The sequence below is a fragment of the Fulvivirga sp. M361 genome (assembly GCF_007097395.1).
GTDB lineage: Bacteria > Bacteroidota > Bacteroidia > Cytophagales > Cyclobacteriaceae > Fulvivirga.
Window position 1 is genome coordinate 127,337 of the sequence record NZ_VKDC01000009.1, and the last position, 15,281, is coordinate 142,617.

Consider the following 15,281-nt stretch of genomic DNA (forward strand, 5'->3'; position numbering starts at 1 on the left):
ACTGTCATTCATACAACCTGATAAACTCGGCTTCAAGATCCTGACCTTTGACTTCATACCGGTAAGAAGTACCCTCATTGTCTATTATACTTATCTCAAAATGATAAGGTTCTCCCTTTTGAGAGTTTTCAGCACTAAGCGAGATGCTTGGGTAACTGTCGTTTTCGGCGGTAGGCAACTCTAATGGGAATGTAGTGATCCATCGAATATCCTGCACTATATTTTTAATAGATGTAATTCTGCAGGGTCGCCCCTCATTGATTATATTCATTTCAAATGAATTCCTACTTAAACGACCACCACCACTGGTCCGTAAAATAGGGCCGAAAGCCTCGTAGATATTTTCTACCTTATAGAATGAATTGTCATTCAGAAAAGCGAAACTCTCATCATTTTTAGAGCGCAGTTGATTATATTCATATATTGAGTTAGTCATAAGGTCAGTGCGACTGATTTCGACTTTATTGAAGGCGTATTGATTTTGGAGGTAGTACTGCTCAATGTCGTACTTACTTGTAGAATATGATTTTTTGAAGGGTACAATACTACAATAGACATGGTTGCCATTTACATCTTCCACTTTTAAGTAATAAGTAGTATCCGAAGAATATGGTCTTTCGGTGTTTTTCAATTCAATCATCGTATTATGCGACAGATGTTCAATAGTATTACGATTCCTCTCCATCTTTCGCTCATGGCGGGCTTTGGATTTCAAATACCATTGATGATCTTCCCAGGCCTCATTACCAAAATACAAGCCGACAACAATGGCTATGGCGATAGGAAAGATCCAGAAGTAATGCCCACCTTTGACGCCGGTACGAATTTCCTTTACCACCGCCGTATTTGACCATTTGTCATGCCAACCACGGTCTCCTAAAAACGAAAAAGCATCAAACGGGACATAGCGCGATAATGTTCTTAGAAGTATTTTGGTGCTTTCAGGGCGTTTGAAATCAGTACTGACTACACGTGTTTCAGAAAGAAACTTGGCAGGTGTCATACCCAGCAACGTTTCGAAAAATAAATAATAAACGAGCCTGAAAGCTAAAATTATACCGTAAGCGGTATAACGTTCACCTAATGAATTTTCCAGCCCACCCATAAATTCAAAGTAGCTGATAAACGGTGATAAAATTAAAATACTCATGTACGTATCAAAAACCAGATTGAAGATACGTTGCCAACGGGTGGCCTCCCCTCTGTTATATTTAATGACTTTTTCTTCTAAAGCTTCAGAGGCTAACTTTTCAGAATCCAGCTTATCCTTGGCCAGCGTTTTTAACGACCAATAACTCAGATAAATAATAAGTACACCAACAAATTTAAAGAGCACATAAGCCGGCCATGAAAAATTGCTGTCCAAACTGCGAAAGTTCAGCAAGGGGTATATGGTGTATATGATAAGGCCGGCGGAATTCGAAAGTATTATTAAAGACAGAAAAAACCTCAGAAGCCTTTGTTCACGCTCGCTTGTGAAGTAATACAATGCTAATCCGATCAAACCAATAATGTAAACTACCAGGTTAAGCTGATTGATGTACATCCCGTTATCAAAAATGATAACATACCTCTGAAAAAAAGTGAAAAAACCGAGGTTAAGATTAGATAAAAACCCTTTGATGTAAAACAAGAACCTGGCGTCTTCAAACGCTACATTTTGGAAAATAAAAGGAAGAAGCTCCGCCAGAATACCCCCGGCACTAAAGTAAAGTCCTATGATGGAAATTACCTTGATTTTAGATTGGGTACTAAGAAATTGGTCAATGGCATTCATTTTTTCAGGTAGGATTTTCAATTTGAAAAAAAGCAAGGTAAGGAATTAATAATATAAATACTCCCTGAACCATACAGAGAGCACGTCAAAGGATGGCAATTTTAATGAAACAACCTTATTACTTTTATGACGGAGACAATAAGGCTGAAAGAAGACCCGAATAGAACCTTAATTAGTTTCAAAGAGTACCTCACCACTTTTATTTTGTTGCAAATGGAAGAGAACGCAGCGTTAATTATTGGCCTGTGGTCCGATAATCCAAGATAATTTCTTTCCGCTAATGAAAATAAAAAACACTGATATTCAATTTATTATCCGACAACAAACGTTTACAAATGTAACCTAAACGAATACAAACATTTACCATACGACTGTGGCCTGATCGCTCTTTTTACTTTGCATCGTTCCAATTTCAATACCTCTTTTACGAGTGACAGGAATAGAAGAACACATGATAAATCATTTTGTAATTTTAAAATTTAAGTCGTATGAAAAGTTTAAGAAACACCGTTCAACTGATTGGAAGATTAGGTAAAGATCCTGAAGTAAAAACCTTGACATCCGGTAGGAATTTGGCCACATTCACCATAGCTACTACAGACATGTATTATAATGCCGACGGAGAGAAAGTCGAAGATACACAATGGCACAATATCACTGCCTGGGGGAAAAGGGCTGATATAGCTTCTAAATATCTGGTGAAAGGACAGGAGATTGCATTGGAAGGCAGGTTGATCCACCGTTCTTACGAAAACGGCAATGGTGAAAAGAGATACGTTACCGAGGTGAGTATGAACGAACTCTTGATGATAGGAGGTAAAAAAGTTTAAATGAACAGGAAGTATCGGCGGTAAAGGAAAAATGAGATACCCTTTGCCGCTCTTTTTCTTCCGAATTTTGACGAAATATATGAGCTATGAATACTTTACTACCCACTGACCCACTCGCCATATTAAGAGGTACATTTGGTTATCATGATTTCCGGCGTTCACAACGTGAAATAATCGATAGTGTATTGGCGGGAAAAGATACATTGGTACTGATGCCAACAGGAGGAGGGAAATCGCTATGTTATCAAATTCCTGCTCTTGTCAAAAGAGGAACGGCCATCGTGGTTTCCCCTTTAATCGCTTTGATGAAAGACCAGGTAGATGCTTTACGTCTCCATGGTATTGCTGCCGCTTATTTAAATTCTACACAAACTACCGAGGAACAAAGCCACATTATGGACCTGTTGCGTACGGGAGAATTGAAGTTACTTTACATGGCTCCGGAAAGATTGCTTGGCCGCGAGCAACAGTTTATCAATTTCATTAAAGAATTAGCTATTTCATTGGTAGCGGTGGATGAAGCCCACTGCATTTCCTCATGGGGTCATGATTTCAGGCCGGAGTACCTGTTGCTTTCAAAGATCACCAAAGCGCTTGGAGACCGTGTCCCGGTGGTGGCATTGACCGCTACGGCCGACAATCTGACACAAACAGATATTGCTGAAAAGCTGCAACTCCGACAGCCACGCATCTTTGTCACAGGCTTTAACCGGCCCAATATTCGGTATGTAGTGCAGCCTAAGAACAATACATACGTACAACTGGTCGATTTTTTAAGTCAGCATAAAAGTGATGCAGGTATAATTTACACCCTAAGGCGCGCAGATACTGAGCAACTGGCAGAACGTTTATCCCTGGACGGCTTTTCTGCCAAACCCTATCATGCTGGTCTTGGAAGAGAAACAAAAAATAACCACCAGGAAGCTTTTTTAAAAGATGAAGTCAGCATTATAGTAGCGACTATTGCATTTGGTATGGGCATTGATAAATCCAATGTTCGCTTTGTTGTGCATATGGATCTGCCTAAAAATATAGAAGGATACTACCAGGAAACGGGTAGAGCCGGACGTGATGGATTGCCAAGCACGGCACTGATGTTTTACTCGTATGCGGATTTTTTTATGATGCAAAAGCTTACCACTATCACCGATAATGAGGAGCAATCCAAAGTAATGGAAAACAAGCTTCGGGAAATGGCCAATTTCGGTAGCCTGAGAACTTGCAGACGCAGATTTTTGCTACAATATTTTGGTGAAGAAGCCGCGGCCTATTGCGGTAATTGTGATAATTGCCTGACTGATTACGAGGAGATAGACGGAACATTGATAGCCCAGAAGGCACTATCAGCTGTGACGAGGTTGGGGCAATCCTTCGGTGTCAATTATGTTATTGATTTTCTTAGGGGTTCAAGCTCACAAAAGATCAGGGAAGTACATAGAAAGATCAAGACCTTTGGTGTAGGGGTTGAGTTGTCCAAAGATGAATGGAGACACTACCTGAATGAACTCATACAAATGGGATTCCTGAAGAGGTCTTCCGGTCAATATCCGGTATTAGAACTTACAACTAAAAGCAAGGAGGTACTAGCTCATGGGGCCAGCGTAAAACTTCCTAAACTGGTTGAGAAAGAAATACAAACGGAAGGATCTGAGGAGGTCGAATTACATGTCGATCTTGGCGTGATACTCAAAGAACTTAGAAAAATGATTGCTGATAGTGAGGGAGTGCCTGCTTATGTGGTTTTTTCCGATGCCAGCTTAAGAGAGCTACTTCTTTACTTACCCACCACTTTACAGCACCTGGAACAGATCAGTGGATTTGGAATGGTGAAAGTGCAGCGTTATGGTGATCCTATAATAGAAAAGATAGCCGCTTACTGCAAGGAACACAATCTTGAATCAAAAGAACGGGCCGTACCTAAAGCCACTTCCAAACGGACGAAGTCAGCCGGGGGAACTCACTTGAAAACACTGGAACTTTTCAAAAACGGTCGAAGTATCAGGGAAATCGCGAAGGAAAGGAACCTGAGGCATGGTACCATTGAATCGCACCTTGATCTTCTTATTAAAGAAGGTAAGCTCCAAATCAGCGAAGCGCTGTCGGCAGAACGGGTCAATACAATATTAAGTGTGTTGTCTGATATACGTGAACCTGGCCTTAAGCCTGTCAAAGAGAAGTTGCCGGAAGACTTCAGCTATGGAGAGATTCGAATGGTCATGACCCACAAGAATTTGAATAAATAAAAAAGCTAAAAAATATAGTATATACTAATTATATTAGTATATGCAAAAGAACTATCGAAAAGGGCGAGGAGCTCAAATTATTACGAAAAATCCGTTTTTGGCTCAGGAGTATGTTACTGATCATGAAGAAGGCCTGGATGAAGAGCTACTACCGGAAAACCTGCAAACCCGTATTTACTACGAAACACCAAAAACTGTGGTGAACAAAGTAGAAAGCCCTGATGTAGGTATGGAATATTCATTAAACCCTTATCAGGGTTGTGAACATGGTTGTGTTTATTGCTATGCGCGCAAGACCCATGAATTCTGGGGTTTTAATGCAGGGTTAGATTTTGAATCCAAAATTGTCGTTAAAAAGAATGCTCCTAATCTTTTGGAGCAGCTCTTTCTTAAGCCTTCCTGGAAACCTGAGACCATCGTACTGTCTGGTAATACGGACTGCTATCAGCCGATTGAAAGGAAATTAAAGATTACACGGAGTTTATTGGAAGTATTTGCCCGGTTCCGCCATCCGGTAGGCATTATTTCCAAAAATACCTTAATGTTACGTGATTTAGATCTGCTTCAGGACTTAGCTAAGGACAATCTTGTGCTGGTTATCCTGTCTATAAATACATTGAATGAAAAACTTCGTTCCGTGATGGAGCCTCGAACGGCCTCAGCGATTAAAAAACTTAAAGCGATCGAAAAAATGAGTAGTTTGGGCATTCCGGTTATGGTGATGAATGCTCCTGTTATTCCTGGACTTAACCACCATGAGATACCGCAGATCATTAAATCAGCTGCTGAGCACGGAGCATTGTCGGCCGGATACACCCTAGTGAGGCTTAATGGATTTATTGCGCAAGTATTTGAAAATTGGCTAAAACAAAATTTTGCTGACCGCTTTGATAAGGTTTGGAATCAGGTCCGGGAGGTTCATGGAGGACAAGTGAGCGACAGTGTCTTTGGCAGAAGGATGAGGGGAGAGGGAAATATAGCAGATGTTATAAATCAGCTATTTCATCAGGCCCGTAAAAAGTACATGCGAAACGACTCGTTACCTCCTTTGGATACCACTAAATTCAGACGAGGTGGTCATTATCAATTGTTCTGATTTCAGCATATGAACAAAGGGGTTGTTATGTCAATAATCAGGTAATTGTCTTGAAGCCGATAAACATATGCACGAGGAATAGCGTTGACTGCATTAAATAAAGATGTTATGAACAAATTAAGATTTTTACTCATCCCGGCTTTCTGTTTACTTTTTGCCAGCTGCTCAGGGGGCAATCAAAATACTGCACAAACAGTTGTTCCGATAAGCGCTGAACACGCTGAGAAGCTGGATACGGCTTATTTTGCCAGTGGATGTTTCTGGTGTACGGAAGCGGTATTTGAGCGAGTTAAAGGAGTTTATGACGTAGTGTCGGGCTATAGCGGAGGGAAGGAAAAGAACCCGACCTATCGGCAAGTGAGTGCAGGCATTACCAGTCATGCGGAAGCCGTAAGAGTGTTATATGATCCGCAAGAGGTGTCCTACACTTCTTTAGTGGAAATCTTTTTTGGTTCGCACGATCCAACTACGCTGAACCGTCAGGGTCCGGATGTGGGTACCCAGTACAGGTCTGCTATTTATTATTCGAACAGCCATGAAAAGCAGATTGCTGAAAAGATCAAAAGTGAATTAGACGATAAGGGAACGTTTTCCAACCCTATCGTTACCGAGATCACCGCGTTTAGTTCATTCTATGATGCAGAAGATTATCATCAGAATTATTATGAACTCAACCCTAATCAGCCGTACATTCTTTCAGTATCTAAACCCAAGGTAGAAAAATTCAAAAAAGCCTTTAAAAATCGACTGAAAGAGGCTTATAAATAGACATAAACCGCTGGTTTTTTGTTAAATTAATAAAAAACATAGCGTGTGACTTTAGAACTACAACCTCGACAAAATCATCTGAGACAACCCCGTTCATTACAAGGCGCTTATCTTGTAGAAACAGCTTGGGAAGTATGTAATCAGATGGGTGGTATATACACCGTAATCAGATCAAAAGTGCCAGCAATGACCGCTCAGTGGGGGGAGCGCTACTGTTTGTTGGGACCTATCGTTAATCAGGATGTGAGTGCTGAATTTGATCCTGTTGATGATCTTTCCGGACCTTATGGAAGTGCCGTAAAGAAGATGAGAAAAATGGGGTATCAGGTCGAGTTTGGAACCTGGCTCGTAACGGGCCGGCCACTTGCCGTACTATTGCATGTAAAAGACCTGGAACCCAAAGCGTATGAGATCAGGCAAAGGCTCTTTACAGATCACAAGATCAATCTCTACCATGATGACCTGCTTCAGAACCAGGTGGTGTGTTTTTCAGAGCTTTGCACCATTTTTTTCACCCTTTTGGCGAAAGAAATGAACGCGATTAATAAACCTGTTATTGCTCATTTCCATGAGTGGATGGCATCTGTGCCAATACTTGATATAAAAAGCAGAAAACTGCCCATTAAAACGGTTTTCACAACACATGCCACATCGCTTGGCCGTTACATTGCGATGAATGACGAGCATTTTTATTCCTCCTTAAGTAAATACAACTGGAGTCAACAGGCTGAATATTTTCATATTCTTCCATTGGCCGAAATAGAAAGATACAGTGCACAAAAATGTGATGTACTTACGACGGTCAGTGATGTCACAGCGAAAGAGTGTAAAGAATTTCTAGGGCATGAGCCCGATGTGATCACACCTAACGGCCTGAACATAGAACGATTTGTTGCTACCCATGAGGTACAGAACTTACATCAGCAATACAAGTCTGAAATACACGAATTTGTTATGGGTCACTTTTTTCACAGTTCTCCTTTTGACTTGGACAATACCTTGTACTTTTTCACCTCAGGGCGATATGAGTATAAAAACAAAGGATACGATATTACCCTGGAGGCCTTGACCATACTCAATACTATGTTGAAGAAGGCCAAAAGGAAGCAGACAGTGGTGATGTTTTTCATTACCAAGCGACCTGTGTGGTCCATTAACCCTGTAGTGCTACAATCGCGAGGTGTGATGGGTGAGATCCGTAATACCTGCGAAGATATTGAAAGCCAGATAGGAAAGCGTATGTTTTATGCGGCAGCCAGTGAACAACGTAATCTCAAACTTCCGGATCTTAACAATATGGTGGATGACCATTTGAGACTCAAATTTCGAAGAATACTGCAGTCATGGAAGTCGGATGCATGGCCTATTGTAGTAACCCATAACCTTAAAGACGACAATAACGATGAGATTCTCGGTTACCTGAGAAATGCTCCATTAGTCAATAACCCGCTGGATAAAGTAAAAGTGGTATACCACCCGGATTTTATAGATACTACTAACCCTCTTTTTGGTATAGACTATGGTGAATTCGTGCGAGGATGCCATCTGGGAATATTCCCCAGTTTTTATGAACCATGGGGCTATACACCGCTGGAATGTCTGGCCAGAGGTGTACCTGCTATTACATCTGATTACTCAGGTTTTGGAGACTTTGTTGGAAGATATTATCCTGATCATGAACAGTATGGGGCTTATCTTCTGCATCGTCATGCCCGTAAGCCGTCAGCAGTGGCCAAAGACCTGGCCATCAAAATGTTTAACTTTGCAGATTTAACACGCCGTGAACGTATGCAACAAAGAAATAAAGCAGAAGATCTTGCGGAAAATTTTGACTGGACAAACCTGGTGGCGTATTATAACAATGCACATGAAAAAGCACTAATCAGCACATAGGTTTTACTGATGCTTAGCTCCAGAGGTTAGGGATCAACTTCTGCAGAAGAGGGACTGTTCTCATTAGACAGTAGCAGCCATTCAGAAGGTTTGAAGCGGTGCCATTCAGCTTTTGCCAGGTCATATTCAGGATCGATCAAGGGTTGATATGGTCTGCCGTTTAAGCTCACTTTACTTTGGGCATGAATGCTAATGTTATCATAGCCTCTGGAGTGAAAATCTTTTTTTAGAATTTGAACAAACTGCCATAGCATATCTGGCCGCGAAGAGATCACTCGGGCTTGTTTATCTGTTAAATAGTCTTTTGGCCTTACGTTCCAGTCATCCCCGGAATCGTTATCTACCACAATGAAGTTCACATAGCCAGCCTTAACTCTTAACATCATATGCCAGGCAAGGCGGTGACCCTCTTCTGTCCAGTTTACATTTCCGGGATACAGCCAGTGCCGCAGTGGTAATAAAGATTGAATGATGAGATAGCCACCTAAGACATACATGAGCAAAGGCCTTCTTGGGTACATGTATGGATCTATGGATTTGTCTTTCAGGCTGGATTTATTCTTAAAAAACAGGCTTCTTATTACCTCCGGTTCAAAGAAAAATACACCAATGGCAATTCCGAGATAAGGAAAAATACCTACCTGGAAAACAGCAGAATTGAATAAGTGGAATAAGACAGAGCCTATGAAAGCATACTTTCTGGTTTTCTTCCAGAGCAGCCCGGGACCTATAAGCAGATCGTACAATATTCCCCCCCAGGCTACAAAATGCTGGAACCATTCCTGGGCTAAGAGAGGTCCTATGAGCCAGTAATGTTGTTTTGCTCTGAACCATATGCCGATAGGTTTTGCTTCGATCCAATCCGGGTACATCTTAGCCACTGAGGCATAAAAATAAACTATGGCCATATTGGCTACGAACAACCAAATACACCACTGCGGACAGGTAAGGCTTTTGATTTGTGGATTACGCCTTGCGTCCAATGATGCATATTGATGTGCCGGTACCATCCACATGAGGAAGTTGAGTAACATGAGCAAATAATAGTGATTATTATAATGCGTTTTCTGCATTAAATACACTCCTGCCCACATGATAGCATAGGCACCCATGGCCAGTCGGTAACGATAACCTAACATCACCATAATGCCTAATCCGCCCATTACAACATAATAGAAATACATACCAGAACCCGGTAATGGCTCTAACCATGAAAAATCAATGAACGGGAAGGTATGCTGAGGTTCTATAAACGCCTTCCTTACCCAGCCGGTTGCTATGGCTCCCCAGGCTTCCAGGCAAAGTAACAGGCCATAAATTATCCGAAAAAAAATAAGAGGACTATTGTCTACCGGTCGGAAGAGGCGTTCAATAAGGGTCATATCAGTCTGTCTTTCTTGATTTCCAGGTTAAATACATCGGGTCGTTGGTAGTGTCCGCTGGTATCCAGTGTCATTTGCTCTTTAATACGCTGGTCCGGATCAATTTCTGCCATGATCAGACCCTCTTTGTTAAAAACGGGAGATACAATATATTCTCCCCTGGGATTAATAATACAGCTTCCTCCTGTAAGTACCAGATGCTCTGGATCGTCACCATCTGATATACTTAACGAGGACGGGTAATCACCTGCTTTTAATAACTGACCGGCAGCCAAGACAAAACATCTCCCTTCAAAAGCATATTGAAGACTGGCAATTTGATGCCTCTCATGTACCGTAGGCCATACGGCTACATGTATATCTTCCGCTGTATCGTGTAAAACCTGTCGTGTCAGGGGCATCCAGTGTTCCCAACATACCAGTCCACCCACCCTTCCTATATTGGTTTCTACAGCTTGTAACCCATGTGCATCCCCATGTCCGTAGATCATTTTTTCCGTGTAAGTAGGAACGAGTTTTCTATGATGATTGACCAGGTCTCCCTGATCATTAAATGTTAGTAGAGCATTGAATACTGTACCACTTCCTTTACCAGAAGTTATAATTTCATTGACGCCTATTACAATGTTCACAGCGGCCGCCTTGGCCAATTCACCTATTTTAGCAGTTTCAACACCTGGTACCGTTATACTACTCTTACGAAGTGCCAGGTAAGCCTCTTTTGTGGGTTCGTGGTCCCATTTTGCTACCTCAGGGCAGTTATCTAACCAGGCAGGATAACCTGATAGCCACGTTTCCCCGAACACTAACAAATGTATCTTTTCGCCGGCTGCTTTACGTATGATCTCCTCCAGTTTCTTCATACTGGCGGGCAGGTCCAGATGCACGGATGAATACTGTGCAATAGCTACTTTAACTGTGTTCATAGCTTAAAAATCAACTTTTCCACCCGGATTTGTGTTAATTGATTACAGATTTTTTAATTTTTTCAGTTAGCAATGAACAAGATGGACAGGATACAAACTGTGGAAACAACATTCAAATTGACGTATACCCCTGAACAGTACGACAAAGCGGTGGCTTACATTGAAGATATGAAAAAACACCCTAAACGTATTTTTTGGTTAGGTAAGAAGGGGAAAACGGATGAGGAACTCATTTATTCACACATTGCACATCGGATACTTTCTGGGTTTTACAATAATTATGACCCTACCTTTGCACGTCAGCAGATTATGGATATGACGAATAGAAAAGTATTGGATTAGTCAGGTGAATCAAAACTTTACACCCAGATCAATGCCCACATAATCATTTTTTAGTGTGAGGTCTGTATCCAATGGAGCCTGGTCACTGACAACGTTTAGCAGACCGCGGTTGTAAGTAAACCCTCCAAAGATCGTTGTATTCACACCGAGCCGGTACTCCAACCCTATTCCTGCCAGTAAAGACGAATCGAAAAATTTGAAATTATCCACCAGGAAATTCGCCTTGTCTTTTGCCTCTTCTTCAATATTGAATTCCATGGTAGTCCCTAATTTGAAATAGATCTTTTTATCGATGCTGATCTCATTCGTAAATAACTTTAGCGCTAAGGGTACACGTAAGTATTGAAGCTTGTATGTTTCACGTATAGGTGTCCCTGCATCACCTGGTCGACTGGCTTCTATTCCTGCTCTTTTCGAGACAAAAAGCAACCCTGAACTGAAGTAGTAGTTCTCCTTTATCTGCACATCTATGATGGGCCCAAAAGCAAAGCGCAAACCGGTACCATTCGTTTCAATATTCAGCGTATCAGAGTCTGCTGTAATTCTGTTAGTGCTTAATATCGGCGTCATCTGTAAGCCTATCTTAAACTGAGCAAGCGAACCGCCAGCTAAGAATAAGAGCATACCCGTCAACAGCATATATTTTCTCATGAGCATTAAATTTATTTACCTTAGAGCAAAATTAAATTAGTCTGTTACAAATTAAGTGAATAGTTTGATGACTCGAAAAGTACACTACTTTATACTTGCCGCTCTTATTGGCTTTCTCTCCTTTTGGTCATGTCAAACCTCTGACTATAACGAATGTGTTTATCAACCTGATATATCCGGTCACGAAATTCAGCTGGAAGTGGAGGAGCTTCATAAAAAGCTTTTGAACGTTGAAAGCAAAGATGAGCTACAGACATTTCTAAAGACTTATCCTATTATTAGCGCTGTTTTCCTTCAGAGCCGTAATTATCCCAGTGAAGAGGTAATGGTAGACGAGCTGTTCAAAAGGTTCACCAACCCGCAAATTGCTGTTTTGGATGGTGAGATAGACCGTGTTTTTGGAGATTTGTCAACCCTTAAGAGTGAACTGAACAGTGCTTTTAGCCATTTAAGGTATTATTATCCTGATGTACCACTTCCCAAAGTGCAGACAGTGGCTACAGGATTGATGAATGACCTGTATGTTTCGGATTCCTTAATCATCATCGGCCTGGACTATTATTTAGGCGAGGGTGCAAAATATCGACCCATCAATATGTTCAACTACATTCTGAGGCGTTATGCTTCCGAATATATTGTACCATCTATCATGCTGTTATATGGTATTTCACCCACTTTTAATGTGACGGATGTTTCTGACAACACTATTCTGGCAGAGATGGTATCCTATGGCAAATCATTTTACTTTGCAAAACAAATGATGCCTTGCACTCCTGACAGTATTATGATATGGTACACAGGGGAAGAAATGGCGGGAGTGCGTGAGAATGCTGCTATTATCTGGACACATTTTGTAGAAAATGAGCTGCTCTTTGAAACTAATCATGAAGTAAAACGAAAATATATTGAAGATAGACCGAAAACTTATGATATTGGTGATAAAGCGCCGGGACGAATTGGGACGTGGTTAGGGTGGCAGATTGTACAGGCTTATATGAAAAAGCAAGAAAATATTTCATTACCTGAACTTATGGAAACGAAAGAACCCCAGGCGATCTTTAATGCATCAAAATACAGACCTTGATTATGTTATTAGCTGTTGATATCGGTAATTCAAATGTTACTTTCGGTCTTTATGACGGAAAGTGGAAAGAAACCTGGCGTACCAATTCGAAGTACCATGCCCAGGAACAACTTAACAACCTGTTAAATAATCACCTCCATGGATTGCCAGTGACGGATATCGTTATAAGTAGTGTGGTGCCAGTCTTCACAAAAGCGGTGGAAAAGCAACTTGCCTATAAATTTGAAGCTAGTCCGTACGTTGTAGGTCCTGACAGCTATTCAAAGTTACCACTGAAAGTATTAGAGCCTTCACGTATTGGGAGTGACCTGGTAGCAGATGCCATGGCGGCACACCAACTATTTCAAAAAGACTGTATAGTCGTAGACTTCGGTACTGCACTTACCTTCACCATTATTTCAAAAAGCGAGATTTTGGGCGTGAACATAGCTCCAGGTCTTAAAGTGGCCATGACAGCGCTTGCCTCGAATACGGCCAGGTTGAGTGAGATACCCTTGGAGTTACCGGAATCAGTTATAGGAAAAGATACCACCACCGCGATACAATCGGGTATTTTATGGGGTTACGTGGGTTTGGTAGAAGGGATGATCCAACGGATAGAAAAAGAATTAGGCGCTGAACTAAAGGTAGTGGCAACCGGAGGGCTTTCCGAAGTGCTTAATCCTTTACATGATCGTTTTGATATGGTCGAGCCTAATCTAACGTTGGAAGGTATGAGGCAAATCTATAATTTCAACCAAAAGTAAAGCCAGAAGGCCTTGGTCCAACCCTTACACCCAATACTTAAGAAAGGCCAAAGTTTGTAACTCTGGCAGTAAAAAAATATCACTCGATTGTTTATAAAAACACCTTATTGGACATGCTATATTTGTAATATTTTGCTATTATTCATTGTATTTTCCGCCCAAAATTAAAAAAATGTAACAACTTTGTAGTGGGAAACTGCTTGATCCTACAAATTTTACCTCTGATATATAGCATATTAATAAATTCAACAGATTGATAATAGAGCTAACCTTACCAGCGTATTTTTCAACTCTTATTTTCTTAAAACTTCGGATCACCTAAGCCTTAAATTTACAATACCCGACAATTGAATCTCTCTTTGCCAAAGAGGAGGTTGGATTGTATCAAATTGTTTATAGAGCCAACAAAAAGTTATCTATAGTGATGAAGGCTACAAAACTACCCTCAGTGATCGTTGTAGGCTGTATAGTTTTACTGATCACTCATGAAAGCTACGGTCAGATATCATCCAAAGATGTAGACCTCAAATTTGACCCTCCAAAAGAGGTCAGAACCCATAAGGTATATGACAGCCTTAACACTCTTCAGCAAAAGGAAATAATACCATTACCTAAAGACAGTATTCAACACCTGATGACAGGTGGCCGGAGAATATATTCGGAAAAAACCTTAAAGCACTTTTATGATTCTTTGCTGCGCCTGGGTTTAATAACCCCTGATTTAATGAACAAAAAAACAGAGGTCACGGAACAGCAGCTTGTCGATGAGATCAACAGGAGAGTTGTTGAGCGTGATGATTATAACAATTCAAGGGTAACCATAGATAATGCCGGTCAGCTAGTTAAAACAAATGAACAACATTGGCTGGACCAAGGCTCAGAAATTGCTGATCTGTCCAATGTGCAACTGCCTACTCAGGAATTGTCAGGGTTAAAACCACTGGCAAGGCAAATGATCCGGACAGAGCACCTGCATGCTATTGACAGTCTTCGTAAAGTGAATCTTAAAAAGAAAGCAATTTCTTTGAAAGAAGAACAGGTCACCCAACGTTTGAAAGTATCGAAACTGGCAGAAAAGCCTGGTTTTTGGCAAAGAACATATATCGAGGCAATACTCGGTTTCTCCCATCAAAATGGGGAAGTCAATCTTTCACAAGTCTCTCCCACGCTGGGCTTCCACTTCTTAAAAGACTTGTCTCTGGGCCTAGGGCCAAATTTCCGGTTCGATCCTTCTTCGGATCTGGATGACGTAACTACACTGGGATTAAGATCATTTGTCAAAGCCGAATTTCTTGATCAAAAAGGTTATCTCCAGTTTGAAAACGTAGTTGACAATGGTATTAAAAATACAGAAGATAATCATGGTGTTCGTCATAATCCAATGATCGGAGGTGGTTACCTGCTGGGTTTATCACGATCATGGGCATTGAATTTTGCCTTGTTTTACCAATTAACACATGACCGTCCTGAGCCACGGGCCTCTTCACCATTTGTATTTCGTATTGGTATAAGCTCAATAAAACCTCAAAATCAGAAAAGATAG

At 41.1% G+C, this 15,281-nt stretch carries 14 protein-coding genes; 10 read left to right on the plus strand and 4 right to left on the minus strand.

What is annotated here, in order from left to right:
- Positions 1-4 precede the first annotated feature (4 nt).
- Positions 5-1,777 carry an RDD family protein gene (locus FNH22_RS12610; protein WP_143398744.1) on the minus strand — a complete coding sequence of 591 codons (1,773 nt, stop codon included), beginning with the start codon at positions 1,775-1,777 and terminating at the stop codon, positions 5-7.
- A gap of 126 nt (positions 1,778-1,903) precedes the next feature.
- Between FNH22_RS12610 and FNH22_RS32015 the strand changes: the two genes are divergently transcribed.
- The 6 genes from FNH22_RS32015 to FNH22_RS12635 all read left to right on the plus strand — a co-directional run bounded on the left by FNH22_RS32015 (position 1,904) and on the right by FNH22_RS12635 (position 8,607).
- Positions 1,904-2,044 carry a hypothetical protein gene (locus FNH22_RS32015; RefSeq protein WP_185154206.1) on the plus strand — a complete coding sequence of 47 codons (141 nt, stop codon included), beginning with the start codon at positions 1,904-1,906 and terminating at the stop codon, positions 2,042-2,044.
- A gap of 221 nt (positions 2,045-2,265) precedes the next feature.
- Entirely contained in the window at positions 2,266-2,607 is a 342-nt protein-coding gene (locus FNH22_RS12615; RefSeq protein ID WP_143398745.1) for a single-stranded DNA-binding protein, read from the plus strand.
- Between the two features lie 86 nt (positions 2,608-2,693).
- Entirely contained in the window at positions 2,694-4,850 is a 2,157-nt protein-coding gene (gene recQ / locus FNH22_RS12620; RefSeq protein WP_143398746.1) for a DNA helicase RecQ, read from the plus strand.
- 40 nt (positions 4,851-4,890) lie between these two features.
- Entirely contained in the window at positions 4,891-5,946 is a 1,056-nt protein-coding gene (locus FNH22_RS12625) for a PA0069 family radical SAM protein (protein WP_143398747.1), read from the plus strand.
- A gap of 108 nt (positions 5,947-6,054) precedes the next feature.
- Positions 6,055-6,714, plus strand: coding sequence for a peptide-methionine (S)-S-oxide reductase MsrA (gene msrA, locus FNH22_RS12630; protein ID WP_143398748.1), 660 nt, complete (start codon positions 6,055-6,057; stop codon positions 6,712-6,714).
- Positions 6,715-6,759: 45 nt separating this feature from the next.
- Positions 6,760-8,607, plus strand: a complete 1,848-nt coding sequence (locus tag FNH22_RS12635) for a glycosyltransferase (RefSeq protein ID WP_143398749.1) — start codon at positions 6,760-6,762, stop codon at positions 8,605-8,607.
- A 26-nt stretch (positions 8,608-8,633) separates the two neighbouring features.
- Here the strand turns inward: FNH22_RS12635 and FNH22_RS12640 are convergent, their stop codons facing one another.
- Together FNH22_RS12640 and FNH22_RS12645 are read right to left on the minus strand one after the other, a co-directional pair.
- The gene (locus FNH22_RS12640; protein ID WP_143398750.1) at positions 8,634-9,989 is read right to left on the minus strand and encodes an HTTM domain-containing protein; all 1,356 of its coding nucleotides are present in this window, start codon (positions 9,987-9,989) and stop codon (positions 8,634-8,636) included.
- Positions 9,986-10,915: a carbon-nitrogen hydrolase family protein gene (locus tag FNH22_RS12645; protein ID WP_143398751.1), complete on the minus strand. Its 930-nt coding sequence runs from the start codon at positions 10,913-10,915 to the stop codon at positions 9,986-9,988. Before FNH22_RS12645 ends, FNH22_RS12640 begins: the two co-directional genes overlap by 4 nt.
- An 81-nt stretch (positions 10,916-10,996) precedes the next feature.
- On the opposite strand from FNH22_RS12645, the gene FNH22_RS12650 reads away from it, so the two are divergent.
- Positions 10,997-11,257 (plus strand): hypothetical protein, encoded by a 261-nt coding sequence (locus FNH22_RS12650; RefSeq protein ID WP_255518043.1) that lies wholly within the window; start codon positions 10,997-10,999, stop codon positions 11,255-11,257.
- Between the two features lie 9 nt (positions 11,258-11,266).
- Here FNH22_RS12650 and FNH22_RS12655 read toward each other — a convergent pair whose 3' ends face one another.
- Complete coding sequence (locus FNH22_RS12655; RefSeq protein WP_185154207.1) at positions 11,267-11,908, minus strand: porin family protein; 642 nt, start codon at positions 11,906-11,908, stop codon at positions 11,267-11,269.
- Positions 11,909-11,975: 67 nt separating this feature from the next.
- On the opposite strand from FNH22_RS12655, the gene FNH22_RS12660 reads away from it, so the two are divergent.
- From FNH22_RS12660 to FNH22_RS12670, 3 genes are all read left to right on the plus strand, one after another.
- Positions 11,976-12,992: a gliding motility lipoprotein GldB gene (locus FNH22_RS12660; RefSeq protein WP_143398753.1), complete on the plus strand. Its 1,017-nt coding sequence runs from the start codon at positions 11,976-11,978 to the stop codon at positions 12,990-12,992.
- A gap of 2 nt (positions 12,993-12,994) precedes the next feature.
- Positions 12,995-13,738 carry a type III pantothenate kinase gene (locus FNH22_RS12665; protein ID WP_143398754.1) on the plus strand — a complete coding sequence of 248 codons (744 nt, stop codon included), beginning with the start codon at positions 12,995-12,997 and terminating at the stop codon, positions 13,736-13,738.
- Between the two features lie 424 nt (positions 13,739-14,162).
- Positions 14,163-15,281 (plus strand): hypothetical protein, encoded by a 1,119-nt coding sequence (locus FNH22_RS12670; protein WP_143398755.1) that lies wholly within the window; start codon positions 14,163-14,165, stop codon positions 15,279-15,281.